The sequence below is a fragment of the Candidatus Auribacterota bacterium genome (assembly GCA_026392035.1).
Taxonomy (GTDB): Bacteria; Auribacterota; Tritonobacteria; order UBA1439; family UBA1439; genus JAPLCX01.
Map to the genome: position 1 here is coordinate 1 of JAPLCX010000025.1, position 12,954 is coordinate 12,954.

Genomic DNA, 12,954 nt, shown 5'->3' on the forward strand with positions numbered 1-12,954 from the left:
GGCATGAATCTGGCCACGGCGGCGAAGAGAATCTGACCAGGGGCGGGAGGGGAAGTCTCTTTCAGGTATGAAGGGGGAGATAATAGCCGGTGCTCTCGCGTATACAATCCGAAAAATACTTTTTCAGGAGACCCTAATTAAGTGAGAGCAGGATATACGCCATGAACAAGCTGGCATGCATCATCCTCGCCGCAGGCGAGGGCACCCGGATGAAGAGCGGGTACGCGAAGGTAGCGCATCCCCTCGCGGGCAAACCGCTCATCCGTTATGTCGTTGAGGCGGCCAAGGCGCTCGAGCCGGAACGGATTGTGGTTGTCATCGGCCATGGCGCTGAACGGGTGAAAACGGTGGTGGGGGGTGACATTGATTTTGTCGAGCAGCGCGAGCAGCGTGGGACCGGCCACGCCGTGATGCGGGCAAAAGAAATCTTTGCCGGCTACCAGGGGGATCTGCTCATCCTGAGCGGCGATGTCCCCCTGATTACGGCGGAGACGCTCCGGAAGCTTTTGGAAACCCATAGGAACGCCGCTGCGGCCTGCACGCTCCTGTCTGCGGTGGTGAAGGATCCGAGCGGTTATGGCCGGATCATACGGCGCGCCAACGGGAAACTACTCAAGATCGTCGAAGAGGAGGACGCCTCGCTTTTCGAAAAGGCGGCTGAGGAGATCAACGCGGGCATTTACGTATTCAGCGCCATCCGCCTCTTCCAGGCCATCGAGAGGCTCTCGCCAGAGAACCGCCAGCAGGAATTTTACCTCACCGATGTGGTGGGTATATTTGTCGGCGAGGGCGCGCCGGTGGAGGCGGTCCAGGTGGATGACGCCCGCGAGGTGCTCGGCATCAACGACAGGGAAGAGCTGGCGAGGATTGAGAAGATCCTCCAGCAGAAAATCCAGAGCGCGCACATGCTCAACGGCGTGACGATTGTGGATCCGGCGAACACCTATATCGAATCCGCGGTGAGCATCGGGCGGGACACGATCATCTATCCGTTCACGGTCATAGAGGGAGAAGTGCGAATCGGCGCCGACTGCCGGATAGGTCCGTTCAGCCACATCCGCGGAGTCACGGTGGTGGAGGACGGCGTGGAGATAGGCAACTTCGTCGAGGTCAAGACCTCGCTGATCGGCGGCGGCACGAAAGCCAAACACCTGAGCTACATCGGCGACGCCACGATTGGGAGAGAGGCCAATATCGGCGCGGGCACCATCACGGCCAACTATGACGGAAAGGCGAAACACAAGACGGTGATCGGCGATCATGCATTTATCGGGAGCGGGACGACGCTGGTCGCTCCGGTGAAGGTTGGGAAGGGGGCGATCACCGGGGCGGGGTCGGTCGTCCTGAAAGGACGGGACGTCCCTGACGGTTCGGTCGTCGTGGGGATACCCGCGGCGCCGCTGAAGAAGAAACGAAAATAGGAACGCGTAAGAACTACAGAGGAGATACGACAATGGCACGATTGAAACTGAAGGCGCAGGTGAGGGACGAACGCGGGACCAGGAGATCGAAGAGGCTCAGGGGGCGAGGGGTCATCCCCGCCGTCCTCTACGGGGTGGGCCAGGAGAGCATCTCCCTCGGCGTGGAAAACAAGGAGCTGTTGAAGGTCCTGCGCGGCAAGGGAGGCGAACACGCGATCGTTGACCTTCAGGTTTCGGGCGGCGCGCTCGAGCAGCCGCTCGAGAAGACCGCGATCGTCAAAGAGGTCCAGCGCGATCATATCAGGGACGGCATCCTCCACGTTGACTTCGCCGCGATCTCATTGACGGAGAAACTGGTGGTGAAGGTGCAGATTGTCGACTCCGGGGAGCCGATCGGGGTGACGCAGGGCGGCGTGCTCGAGCACATTATAAGGGAACTTGAAGTGGAGTGTTTGCCGAGCGATCTGCCCGAGCATATCACGGTTGACGTCTCAGCCATGAACATCGGCAACAGCATCAAGGTCGGGGAGATCACGGCGCCCCCTGGAGTGAAAATCCTTGCCGACCCGAACCTCACCGTCTTCACGGTGTCCATGCCGAAGGTTGAGAAGGTTGAGGTCCCCGCGGAAGAGGTTGCCGCCGAGGCTGTGCCGGCCGAGGGCGAGGAGCAGAAGCCGGAAGAGGGCAAGGAAAAGGAGCAGGCCAAGGGCAAGGAGAAGGAAGAGCCGAAGGGCAAAGAAAAGGAAAAAGCGAAGGGGAAGGAGTAGCCTCTCCGCCAGAAAAGCAGTGGAGAGTGGAAAACATTGGGATAGGGATTTTCGTTCACTCTTTACTATTCACTGTCCACTTGTCACTGCAGTGATGGGGGAAGGGAGAAAAGGTGCTCCTGGAGCATTGTTCTTTATACTTTACACTTTGGGCTGTTGTTAACCTCTCCGCCAGCAGATGGAATGGTGTGCCCCTGAGTTATGAAAATTGTGTTCGGGCTGGGTAACCCCGGCGAGAAGTATCGCGGCACGAGGCATAATGTGGGCGCGGACGTCATAAACCGCCTGGCGGCACGGGCGGGAATCGAGCTCAGGAGGAAGTGGCGGATGCGCGCGTGCGTGGGGAGGATGCGAATCGGCGACCATGCGGTCACCGTGGCCACGGCCCGCACCTTCATGAATCTGAGTGGGGCGACGGCGGCCGCGCTGCTGAGATGGCAGGAGTGCGATCCTGAGGATCTCCTCGTGGTGAGCGACGATATCGCGCTCGAGCTCGGCAGGATCAGGATTCGCAGGGAGGGGAGCTCCGGGGGGCATAAGGGGCTTGAGTCAATCATCGGCGCGCTCGGAACTGATAATTTCGCCCGCCTCCGCATCGGCGTGGGACGCGCGGGCGAGGATTGGGTCGGACACGTCCTCGGGAAATTCTCGAGGCAAGAGAAACGCTTTGTCGAGGGTGCCATGGATATGGCCGTGTCAGCCATTGATGAAATAGTCGTCAGTGGGCTCGATGCGGCAATGAACAAGTTCAATAGCATGGTTGAGGGTTGAACGTGTGTCACAGTGGCAGTGCCGCGCGTATCCCTGCCTGCTGGCAGGTAGGCGCGTTCATCCGCGGCGAAATTTTTAATCTGAGTTCCACCCACTGCAACTGACGTATTTCGTCGGTGGTTGCTTTGGACTTGTTGACTGAGCGTGGTTGTGGTAGGATGCACCATCGCCCAGTTGAGGGAGTTCCAGAGGGGAGAAAGAGAGGAGTGACGGTTGAAATCATATGAAGCGATGGTAATAATCAGGCCGGATATTCCCGAGGATCTGGCCAAGAAGGTTGTTGAGGGAATTTCGAGCGAGATCTCAAAGATCGGAGGGAAGATCGCTGAGCACACGCTTTCCCCGAAGCAGCGTCTGAGCTACACGCTCGCCAAACACAACGACGGCTACTGTCTCTGCCTCCGCTTCGAGGCGAAGCCGACGGAGCTGGAAAACCTCACGCAGCGATTCAGCCTCAATCAGGACATTCTGCGGCACCTGATTACAAAACGCAACCAGCGCGCCCCCCGAGCGCATCGTCCCCGAGGGGGGATGGGGCCGGTGTGCGCGCCCGCATCGTCCGGTGCAGACCAGTGAACATGCCCGCACGCTGACGAGGACGCTGAGTGGACGGGTGGTCACGCAGCGATTCATGACCTCGGTGCGCTCAGCGGCGTGCGGTGAGACGAATGGCAGAGGGGAGGTACAAAATGGCAAGCTTGAACAGGGTTTTTCTGATCGGTAATCTCACGAAGGACCCGACGCTGCGCTACACACCGGGTGGCGCCGCTGTCGCTGATCTGAGCCTTGCGATCAACAGCACCTTTGTGAATAAAGCGGGCGAGCGGAAGGATGAGGTCTGCTACGTTGACATTGTGACGTGGGGCCGGCAGGCGGAAACGGCGGCAGAGTACCTCACGAAGGGCTCGCCCATTTTTGTTGAGGGGCGCCTCCAGCTCGATTCCTGGGAAACAGGTGAGGGAGAGAAGAGGAGCAAGCTTCGCGTGAGGGCCAACCGCGTTCAATTCCTGGGGAGGGGCAAGGCGGGAGCGGCGCGTCCGGAGGCTGAAGCGATTGATGAGCCTGCTGCCGCGGCTGAGCCGGCTGGGCCGGGGGAGGGCGGCATTGAGGACGCTTCCATGCCGGATGAGGGCAAGGAGGGGGATGTGCCGTTCTGATGCGCTCGCGCCGTGTCAGTGGATACCAATTTACGTGAGTGAGCATGGATGACGCGGGTGCTCGTAAAGAGTGCAGCGTCTTTCTACGAAAGGATGCCGGGAACATATGAGAGGGGAAGAAACGGAGCGGAGGGCCAGGGGGCCGAAGGAGCTGAAGGGGGCGAAGGGGGAGAAGGGGCCGCGCGTGCCGAGGGGGATGGCCTTCAGGAGAAAAAAGAAGTGCAGGTTCTGCATGGATAAGGTAACCGAGATAGATTATAAGGACATCGGGTTGTTGAGGAAGATGATCACAGAAAAGGGGAAGATTCTCCCGAGCCGAATTACCGGGACCTGCGCGAGGCACCAGCGGCGCATCGCCATAGCGATCAAGAGAGCGCGCTTTGTCGCGCTGATCCCTTACGTCGCGGAGTGATCTACTGTTGAATCCATCGGAGCATTGAGCATAGTGCAAAAAGAAATTATTCTCATGCAGGATGTTCCCGGCCTAGGCGCGCAGGGAGACGTGGTGAAGGTCGCGGAAGGCTACGCGCGAAACTACCTCTTCCCGCAGAAGCTCGCCGCGCCCGCGACGCCCAAATACGTCAGGATGCTGGAACTGGAAAAGAAGCGGAAAGAGGCCGAGGCCAAACGCGCGCTGGAACAGCTCCGCCAGGAAGCGGAAAAGCTCAGCCAGGCCTCCTGCACCATCGCCGTCGAGGCGGGGGAAGACGGAAAATTATTCGGCTCCGTGACCGCCCAGGACATTGCCGAGAGTCTCGAACAGGCTGGCTTCACTCTCGACAAGAAGAAGATCAACCTCGCCGAGCCGATCAAGGAGCTCGGGGTATATAGTGTCGAACTCCAGCTCTATTCAGACATCACTGCGTCGCTCAAGGTATGGGTCGTGCAGAAGTAAATGACAAATTCCAAATGACAAAATAACCGACTCCGGCAATGTTTTGTCATTTGTGCTTTGGTATTTGTCATTTACCCGGGGTTGTGTATGTGTGCTCAAAACACCGCGCTCGATAGACTGCCTCCTCAGAACCTCGATGCGGAAATGAGTGTCCTGGGGGCCATGCTCCTGGATAAAGATGCGATCGTTCAGGCGATCGAGAGTATCGGCCCGGAGTGCTTCTACAAGGAGGCGAACGCAAAGATATATTCCGCCATCATTCAGCTCTGCGATGCCAATCAGCCGGCTGACATTGTGACGATCACCGAGTACCTGAAGAAGCAGAAGGAGCTGGAGTCGGTGGGCGGCGCAGGGTATATCAGCGTGTTGCTGGACGCGATTCCGTCGGCCGCCAACGTGAGCCACTACCTGAGGATCGTGCAGGAAAAGGCGATTCTGCGGAGGCTCATCAACGCTGCCACGGGTATCGTCAGTCGCTGCTACGAGGACGGTGAGGATATCAGCGATGTGCTGGACGATGCCGAAAGGGAAATATTTGATATCTCGCAGCACCGGAGGTCGCAGGGGTTTGTCAAGATCGGCGACCTGATTAAGCACAGCATAGAAACAGTCGAGAGCCTCTACCAGAAGAAGGAGTACGTCACCGGCGTTTCCTCAGGCTACACGGACCTGGATACGATGACCGCCGGTTTCCAGCCCTCGGACCTGATCATCATCGCGGGCCGCCCGTCAATGGGGAAAACGAGCCTCGCGCTGAATATTGCCGAGCATGCGGCGGTGGTGGAGAAGATCCCCACCGCCATCTTCAGCCTCGAGATGTCCAGGGAGCAGCTCGTGCTCCGGATGCTCTGCTCGCACGCCCGCGTGAACGCCCACAATGTCCGCACCGGTTTTATCTCGGAGAAGCACGATTTTCCCAAGCTGGTCAACGCGGCGGGGAAGCTCGCGGAGGCGCCTATCTTTATTGACGACAGCCCCTCCATCTCCGCGCTCGAGATGCGTGCAAAAGCGCGGCGGCTCGCGGCCAAGGAGGCGATCCGTTTGATCATCGTTGACTATATGCAGCTGATGCGCTCCTCCGTCAGGAAGGCCGAGAACCGTCAGCAGGAGATATCCGAGATATCCCGCTCGCTCAAGGCGCTGGCGAGGGAGCTCAATGTGCCGGTCATCGTGCTCTCGCAATTGAACAGGGAAGCCGAGGGAAGGGATGATAGGAAACCCCGCCTTTCAGACCTAAGGGAATCAGGAGCGATCGAGCAGGATGCCGACGTCGTGTTTCTCCTTTTCCGCGAGGAGTATTATTTCCCGGATAACGAGGACGCAAAGGGGAAGGCGGAAGTGATCATCGCGAAGCAGCGGAACGGGCCGGTGGGGGCGGTGAGGCTGGCGTTCCTGCAGGAGTGCACGCACTTCGAGAATTGCGCGGAGCGGGAAGGGGAGTTGGAAACAGTGTAACGCCTAAGGCCAAAAGTGTAAAGAGCAGGGGCATGCGCTCTTGTTCCGTAGGACTGGAAGAGCGATACAGAGGGGAGTTGGGGTGACGCCGTGCAGACAGAGAGGATAGATCAAGGCATCCGCGCATACGCGCTGTGCGCGATCGCCATCACCGCCGTCTCCCTGTGGGGAGGATCGGCCGCGGGGCTCCAGTACGAGGGGGAGCGCATCGACGCGGTGGTGGTGATGGGGAACCGCACGGTGAGCGACGTGATGATATTCAATAAGCTGGAGACGCGCGAGAAGGGGCTCTTCAGCGAGGAGACGGTCAAGGCAGATGTCACGCGGCTCTATGAGCTCGGTTACTTCACCAATATCAGCGTCGATGTTGAGCGGATCGAGGGAGGTGTGAAGGTTGCGTTTGTGGTCAAGGAGAAGCCGGAGCTCAGGGAGATCGCGTTCAAGGGGAATTCCCTGATCTCCACCGATCGTTTAAAACGCGAAATGAAATCAAAGGTCGGCGAGGCCCTCAACGCCAAGTTGCTGGTGGAGGACGTCGAGTCTCTGAGAAAATTGTACGCCCAGGAGGGGTTCCCCGTTGCCCAGGTCGCATGCGAGATTGTGAATCCGAAGAATGAACCGCAGGCGGCGGTGCTCATCAAGATCAACGAGGGGGCGCGGCAGGCGATCAGGCGGATAAATTTTGTCGGCAATAGCCATGTTCCCGCACGCTCGCTCGTTCAGTTCATGCAGACCAAGCGGAGGGCGCCGTGGCCCCTCTACAAATGGCCGATGAGCTATCTCTACTCGAAGGGGCTGCTCGAGCAGGAAGCCCTGAACGATGACCTCGATCGGATCCGCGGGTACTATGCCTCGCTGGGGTATGTGGACATGAAGGTGAGCAATGTGGAGCGGAACATTTCCCGGGACGGCAGGCACATCGACATCACCATTTCCCTAGACGAGGGAGGGACTTATCAGGTGGGCGAGGTCGCCGTCGCGGGGAACAAGATCTACGATACGGACGAGCTCCAGAGAGTCCTCACCATGGGTTCGGGGGTCACGTACTCTCCCGTCACGCTCCAGGGGGACATGAATGCGATCCGGGGCATGTATCTCTCCAAGGGGTACACGGACGCTGAGGTAATTCCTGAAAAGAGGCTCAATCCCGAGACGGGGAAGATTGACGTGAGCTATACGATCAAGGAGTATGAGCCGTACTACGTCGGTCGCATTGACATCAAGGGGAACACGAGGACGAACGACTATGTCATCCGCAGGGAGATGAGCGTCATGCCGGGTGACGTGTTCAACAGCCTCAAGATCCAGAGGAGCAAGGAGCGGCTCGAGAATACCGGTTTCTTCGAGACCGTCGGAATTGCCGCGTCACCGGGCGAGGGCGAGCGGACCCAGAATCTCGCTGTTGACGTACAGGAGGGGAAGACGGGACAATTGAGTTTCGGGGCGGGGTTCAGCTCCATAGACGGCTTCGTCGGGTTTGCCGAGATATCGCAGAGCAATTTCGACATAAAGAATTTCCCTTATTTCACCGGGGCCGGCCAGAAATTTCGTCTGAGGGCGGAGGTGGGGCTCGAGGAGCAGAATTTCCTGTTGAGCTTCACGGAACCCTACTTCATGGGGAAAAGGCTCGCCGCGGGGTTTGATCTCTATATGAAAAATAGCGAGTACCTGAGTGATTATTTCAATGAGGAGCGACTCGGCGGAAATCTCCGGCTCGGAAAGGAATTAGGCCAATTTTACCGCGGTGACCTCGTCTACAAGCTTGAAAATGTGAATCTCTATGATGTTCCTGATGATGCATCCGAGCAGATCAAGGCGGACGCCGGGAATACGCTGATCAGCTCGGTGAGCTTCGGGCTCACCCGCGACACCCGGGATTCCATCGTGTTCCCACACCACGGCGCGATCTCCAGTATCACCGCGGAGTTCGCGGGGCTCGGCGGCGACGCTGATTTTGTAAAACTTGAAGCGATGGGAAGCCAGTATTTTGTCCCGATCGAACGATTCCCCGAGCACGTGGTCCGCGTTGCCGGCGGGGCCGGTGTTGCCGGGCCGTACTCAGGCTCTGGCGAGATTCCCCTGTCAGAGAGGTTTTTCCTCGGCGGCGGTGATACCATCCGCGGCTTTGATTATCGGGACGTGGGGCCGCGGGATATCAACGACGAGCCGATCGGCGGCGATGCGATGCTCATGGCGAGCGTCGAATACACGTTCCCGCTCATCTCGAAAATCCGCGGAGCCGCCTTCTTTGACATGGGCAACGTCTACGAGACGCCCAGCGATTTCCTGGACGGCATCGTCGCGTCGGTCGGAATGGGGGTGCGCCTCAACCTCCCTGTTGGTCCCATCAAGCTCGACTATGGCATCCCCGTCATCACGGACCAGTGGACTGAGGGTGAGAACGGCGCCTTCAGCTTCAACGTGGGGACAATCTTTTAAGGGGCGGCGGACACGGAAGCTGCGGGGCGATCTGGCGTGAGGGGCTCAGCGCGTGCCGAGGTTCGCCGTGCCGTACAGAGAAGGAGGGATCAGGTGCGAACGTTGGTGATATTCGTGATTACGCTCGCGTTGTCGTGCGGCGGCCTCTCGCGCGGCGCGGCACTGGGGACCGGTGGGAAAGTCGCCTTCGTGCAGGTGGAAAAAGTTTTCGAGAAGTATCAGAAGACCGTGGACCTCAACGCGAAGCTTCAGCAGGAGCGCAAGGATAAGATCGCCGAGAGGAAAACGATGGTCGAGGAAATCAACAAACTCAAGGACGAGGCGGACCTGCTGCGCGACGACGCGAAGCGGAAGAAGGAGGCGGTCGTTGACGAGAAGGTAAAGGCGCTCTACCAGTTTGAGGAAAAGGTCAAGCGGGAGGCGATCCAGAAACAGGCGCGCCTCCAGGAGGAGATCCTTGGAGAGATACGGGGCGTGCTGACAGACATCGGGAAGCGCGAGGGGTATGACATGGTATTCGCGACCACCGAGGATGATATTGGATACCATTCGGATAAACTGGATATCACCGAGCAGGTGGTGAAAGCGCTCAACAAGAAGCACGCCGAGGCGAAGAAGTGAGCGCGGGGAGGGGCGTGCGGGGTGCGAGGGATTGAATTGGGCGCGGGCAGGGCGTGAGATGTTCGGCCTCGCTTCGCGCGCCGTTTGTTCGGAGGGGAGTCGGGCCTCGATTTTTCAAGCTGCGCAATCATCAGATGTGAGGGATGACCGATGAAAATAAAATTGAAGGAGATCTCTTCACTGATCAAGGGAGAACTGAAGGGAGACGGGGATATCACAATCACCGGGGCTTCGGGGATCAAGGAGGCGGGGGAAGGGGATTTGACCTTTCTCGCGAACCCGAAGTACGCGTCCCTCATTGAATCCACGAGGGCGGCGGCGGTCATCGTCGAGCAGGGGTGGAGCGTCCCCACGGCAAAGCCGCTCATACGGGTGGATAACCCCTCACTCGCCTTCAACAAGCTGATCGAGCTCTTCGGCCCGAAGAAGCTCGAGTTTCCGCGGGGTGTTCACAAGATGGCAGTGGTGAGCAAGAAAGCGAAGCTTGGCAAGAATGTCTCAGTCGGCCCATTCGCTGTTGTAGAGGACGGGGCGGTCATCGGGGATCGGACGGTAATCAGGAGCGGCGTCTATATCGGTCACGGCACCACGGCGGGGGCGGATTGCCACTTCTATCCGAATGTCATTATCCGGGAGCGGTGTGAGATCGGCAACAGGGTGTTTATCCATGGGGGGAGCGTCATCGGGAGCGATGGGTTCGGCTACGTCGCCGTGAAGGGCGTTCATCAAAAGATTCCCCAGATCGGCAGGGTAGTGATCGAGGACGATGTTGAGATCGGCTCCAATGTGACGATCGACCGCGCCCGGTTTGACAAGACAATCATCCGCAGGGGGACCAAGATAGATAACCTCGTGCAGATCGCGCACAACTGCGATATCGGAGAAAACTCGATCATTGTCGCACAGGTGGGAATCTCCGGGAGTACGTCGGTCGGCAAGAACGTCATCCTCGCAGGGCAGGTGGGCGTGGTCGGCCACGTCACCATAGGGGATAACACCATCATCGGCGCCAAGGGAGGCGTCTCCAAGAGCGTGCCCGCCAATTCATACTACATCGGCATACCCGCCATAGAGGGCACGCAGTTCAAAAAGGTTCACGCCGCGTATATGCGGCTCCCCGCGCTCATGTCGAAGGTCAGGGAGCTTGAGGAGAAACTCGCCTCGCTCGAGAAACAGCTCGCGAAGAATGCAGAAACAAAGAACGATTAAGGCGCCCGTCTGCCTCACCGGGGTCGGGGTCCATACCGGCAACAAGACGAGGCTCGTCTTCGCGCCGGCCCCCGTGAACGCCGGCGTGCGATTCGTGCGCACCGATCTGCCCGGCTTACCCGAGGTGCGCGCCCTCGCCCGGAATGTCTCAAACGTGTGCCGTGGGACGACGATTGCGAACGGCAGCGTCGAAATCCACACCGTTGAGCACGTGCTCGCCGCGATCCGCGGCTGCGGGATTGACAACGTGGTGGTGGAGCTCGATTCCAATGAGCCTCCCGTTGGGGACGGGAGCTCGTTCGCATACGTGCGCATGATCAAGTCGGCCGGCATCGAGGAGCAGGATGCCCCCCGCGAGGAACTCGTGCTCGGGGAGCCTGTGTGGGCGTCAAAAGACAACGCCGTGATCGCGGCAATCCCCGCCGAGCAGTTCAGGGTCTCCTACACAATGGATTTCAAGCACCCGACACTGCCCGCCCAGTTTGTGAGCTTTGTGGTGACGGAGGATACCTTCGAGAAGGAAATTGCCTCCGGTCGCACTTTCTGCTTTTACCATGAGATAGAGGCCCTGGTGCAACAGGGCCTCATCAAGGGGGGCAGCCTGGACAACGCGGTGCTCATCGGCGACGGGGTCATTTACAGCAAGGACCGGCTGAGATTCCCTGACGAGTTCGCCCGCCACAAGGTGCTGGATCTCGTCGGCGACCTCTGCCTCGTGGGCAGGCATGTCCGCGCCCACGTGATCGCAATGAGGTCGGGGCACGAGCTCAACGTGGACCTCGCGCGCAAGCTGTTATTGATCGCAGAGAAGACTCAGAAGAGAGAGGCCGTTGCTCAACGCATACAGGGGGGTGTCATGGATATAAATGAGATAAGGCGCATACTTCCACACCGGTTCCCGTTCCTCCTTGTGGATCGGATCGTGGAGGTCAAGGGGAGGGAGAGGATCGTCGGCGTCAAAAATGTCACCATCAACGAGCCGTTTTTCACGGGGCATTTCCCCGAGAAGCCGGTGATGCCGGGTGTGCTCATTATCGAAGCCCTCGCCCAGACCGCCGGCGTGCTCATGCTCAACACCCCTGAAAATATTAACAAGCTCGCCTTTTTCATGGCGATAGACAACGCAAAATTCCGCAGGCCGGTGATGCCGGGTGACCAGTTGCGGCTGGAGATCGACGTCCTCCGCTGGAAGAAGAAGATGGGAAAAGTGAGCGGCAAGGCGCTCGTGGATGGCCAGGTTGCCGCTGAGGCCGAGCTTACGTTTTCGTTCGTGTGACCACTCCGGGTGTTCACAAGGGAATAGCGTGTGTCATTTTAAAGGGAGCGCACGCCGCGCATGAGACAAATTCATTCCTCGGCAATCGTGCATCCAAAGGCGGAAATCGCCGATGACGTGGAGATCGGCCCGTACAGCATTATCGAGGCCCACGTGCGCATCGGCCGGGGCACCGTTGTCGGGCCACATGTCGTGATCAAGGGCCGGACCGAGATCGGGGAGAATAACAAAATATTCCAGTTCGCGTCGGTGGGTGAGGTGAACCAGGATCTCAAGTACCGTGGAGAGGAAACGCGGTTGAAGATAGGGAGTGGGAACACGATCCGGGAATACGTCACGATGCAGATCGGTACGCTGACGGGGAGGTCGGAGACCACGATAGGGGAGCGCAACCTCTTTATGGTTTATAGCCACATCGCCCACGATTGCGAGATCGGCAATGACTGTATCCTGGCCAACTGCGCCACGCTCGCGGGACACATCCAAATTGATGACGGCGCGATCATCGGGGGCCTGGTCGGCATTCACCAGTTCTGCAGGGTGGGGACGATGGCGATCGTCGGCGGGTGTTCGAAGATCGTCCAGGATATCCCCCCCTACATGATGGCGGATGGACACCCGGCGAGCGTGCGCGGGGTCAACCTTGAGGGGCTCAGGAGGAAAGAATTCAGCCAGGAGTCAATCAGGGAGATCAAGGCAGCCCACAAGATGATCTATCACTCTCAGATGAAAACGGCACAGGCGCTGGCGCGGCTCAAAGAAGAGTACCCCGCCTCGGCGTGCGTGAAAGCCATCATTGAATTCATCGAGACTTCTCAACGTGGCATCGCCCGGTAACACGATCGGGCGATTAATTCACCCGATACGGTTGACGGAGCACCCCCCTGCTGGAAACGGATACGTAATCTGGCGTGAGCGCCATCGCGCGTGAGGCGGCCAGTGC

The 12,954-nt window shown here is 58.9% G+C and carries 13 protein-coding genes; all 13 read left to right on the forward strand.

The window, feature by feature from the left end:
- Nucleotides 1-161 precede the first annotated feature (161 nt).
- The 13 genes from NTX71_02395 (at nt 162) to lpxA (ending at nt 12,848) form a co-directional block, all read left to right on the forward strand.
- Nucleotides 162-1,421 carry an NTP transferase domain-containing protein gene (locus NTX71_02395; protein ID MCX6338753.1) on the forward strand — a complete coding sequence of 420 codons (1,260 nt, stop codon included), beginning with the start codon at nt 162-164 and terminating at the stop codon, nt 1,419-1,421.
- 32 nt (nt 1,422-1,453) lie between these two features.
- Complete coding sequence (locus NTX71_02400; GenBank protein ID MCX6338754.1) at nt 1,454-2,188, forward strand: 50S ribosomal protein L25; 735 nt, start codon at nt 1,454-1,456, stop codon at nt 2,186-2,188.
- A 201-nt stretch (nt 2,189-2,389) separates the two neighbouring features.
- A complete protein-coding gene (gene pth, locus NTX71_02405) occupies nt 2,390-2,959 on the forward strand; it encodes an aminoacyl-tRNA hydrolase (protein ID MCX6338755.1) in 570 nt (189 codons plus the stop codon).
- Nucleotides 2,960-3,172: 213 nt separating this feature from the next.
- The gene (gene rpsF / locus NTX71_02410) at nt 3,173-3,535 is read left to right on the forward strand and encodes a 30S ribosomal protein S6 (protein MCX6338756.1); all 363 of its coding nucleotides are present in this window, start codon (nt 3,173-3,175) and stop codon (nt 3,533-3,535) included.
- Between the two features lie 113 nt (nt 3,536-3,648).
- The gene (ssb, locus tag NTX71_02415; GenBank protein MCX6338757.1) at nt 3,649-4,116 is read left to right on the forward strand and encodes a single-stranded DNA-binding protein; all 468 of its coding nucleotides are present in this window, start codon (nt 3,649-3,651) and stop codon (nt 4,114-4,116) included.
- Nucleotides 4,117-4,312: 196 nt separating this feature from the next.
- Nucleotides 4,313-4,528, forward strand: a complete 216-nt coding sequence (gene rpsR, locus NTX71_02420; GenBank protein MCX6338758.1) for a 30S ribosomal protein S18 — start codon at nt 4,313-4,315, stop codon at nt 4,526-4,528.
- A gap of 33 nt (nt 4,529-4,561) precedes the next feature.
- Nucleotides 4,562-5,011: a 50S ribosomal protein L9 gene (gene rplI, locus NTX71_02425; GenBank protein ID MCX6338759.1), complete on the forward strand. Its 450-nt coding sequence runs from the start codon at nt 4,562-4,564 to the stop codon at nt 5,009-5,011.
- A gap of 87 nt (nt 5,012-5,098) precedes the next feature.
- Nucleotides 5,099-6,466: a replicative DNA helicase gene (dnaB, locus tag NTX71_02430; GenBank protein ID MCX6338760.1), complete on the forward strand. Its 1,368-nt coding sequence runs from the start codon at nt 5,099-5,101 to the stop codon at nt 6,464-6,466.
- 90 nt (nt 6,467-6,556) lie between these two features.
- On the forward strand, nt 6,557-8,905 hold the full coding sequence (gene bamA, locus NTX71_02435) for an outer membrane protein assembly factor BamA (GenBank protein MCX6338761.1): 2,349 nt from the start codon (nt 6,557-6,559) through the stop codon (nt 8,903-8,905).
- Between the two features lie 93 nt (nt 8,906-8,998).
- Nucleotides 8,999-9,526 (forward strand): OmpH family outer membrane protein, encoded by a 528-nt coding sequence (locus tag NTX71_02440; protein ID MCX6338762.1) that lies wholly within the window; start codon nt 8,999-9,001, stop codon nt 9,524-9,526.
- A 150-nt stretch (nt 9,527-9,676) separates the two neighbouring features.
- The gene (lpxD, locus tag NTX71_02445) at nt 9,677-10,735 is read left to right on the forward strand and encodes a UDP-3-O-(3-hydroxymyristoyl)glucosamine N-acyltransferase (GenBank protein ID MCX6338763.1); all 1,059 of its coding nucleotides are present in this window, start codon (nt 9,677-9,679) and stop codon (nt 10,733-10,735) included.
- The gene (locus NTX71_02450) at nt 10,713-12,011 is read left to right on the forward strand and encodes a bifunctional UDP-3-O-[3-hydroxymyristoyl] N-acetylglucosamine deacetylase/3-hydroxyacyl-ACP dehydratase (GenBank protein MCX6338764.1); all 1,299 of its coding nucleotides are present in this window, start codon (nt 10,713-10,715) and stop codon (nt 12,009-12,011) included. The genes lpxD and NTX71_02450 overlap by 23 nt, the downstream gene beginning before the upstream one ends.
- A gap of 60 nt (nt 12,012-12,071) precedes the next feature.
- Entirely contained in the window at nt 12,072-12,848 is a 777-nt protein-coding gene (gene lpxA / locus NTX71_02455) for an acyl-ACP--UDP-N-acetylglucosamine O-acyltransferase (protein ID MCX6338765.1), read from the forward strand.
- The last annotated feature ends 106 nt before the right edge of the window (nt 12,849-12,954 follow it).

What these genes read in the sequence shown, in the direction of transcription:
- NTX71_02395 (MCX6338753.1), top strand. Translation starts at nt 162, where the DNA reads ATGAACAAGCTGGCATGCATCATCCTCGCCGCAGGCGAGGGCACCCGG.
- NTX71_02400 (MCX6338754.1), top strand. Translation starts at nt 1,454, where the DNA reads ATGGCACGATTGAAACTGAAGGCGCAGGTGAGGGACGAACGCGGGACC.
- pth (MCX6338755.1), top strand. Translation starts at nt 2,390, where the DNA reads ATGAAAATTGTGTTCGGGCTGGGTAACCCCGGCGAGAAGTATCGCGGC.
- ssb (MCX6338757.1), top strand. Translation starts at nt 3,649, where the DNA reads ATGGCAAGCTTGAACAGGGTTTTTCTGATCGGTAATCTCACGAAGGAC.
- rpsR (MCX6338758.1), top strand. Translation starts at nt 4,313, where the DNA reads ATGGCCTTCAGGAGAAAAAAGAAGTGCAGGTTCTGCATGGATAAGGTA.
- dnaB (MCX6338760.1), top strand. Translation starts at nt 5,099, where the DNA reads ATGTGTGCTCAAAACACCGCGCTCGATAGACTGCCTCCTCAGAACCTC.
- lpxD (MCX6338763.1), top strand. Translation starts at nt 9,677, where the DNA reads ATGAAAATAAAATTGAAGGAGATCTCTTCACTGATCAAGGGAGAACTG.
- NTX71_02450 (MCX6338764.1), top strand. Translation starts at nt 10,713, where the DNA reads ATGCAGAAACAAAGAACGATTAAGGCGCCCGTCTGCCTCACCGGGGTC.
- lpxA (MCX6338765.1), top strand. Translation starts at nt 12,072, where the DNA reads ATGAGACAAATTCATTCCTCGGCAATCGTGCATCCAAAGGCGGAAATC.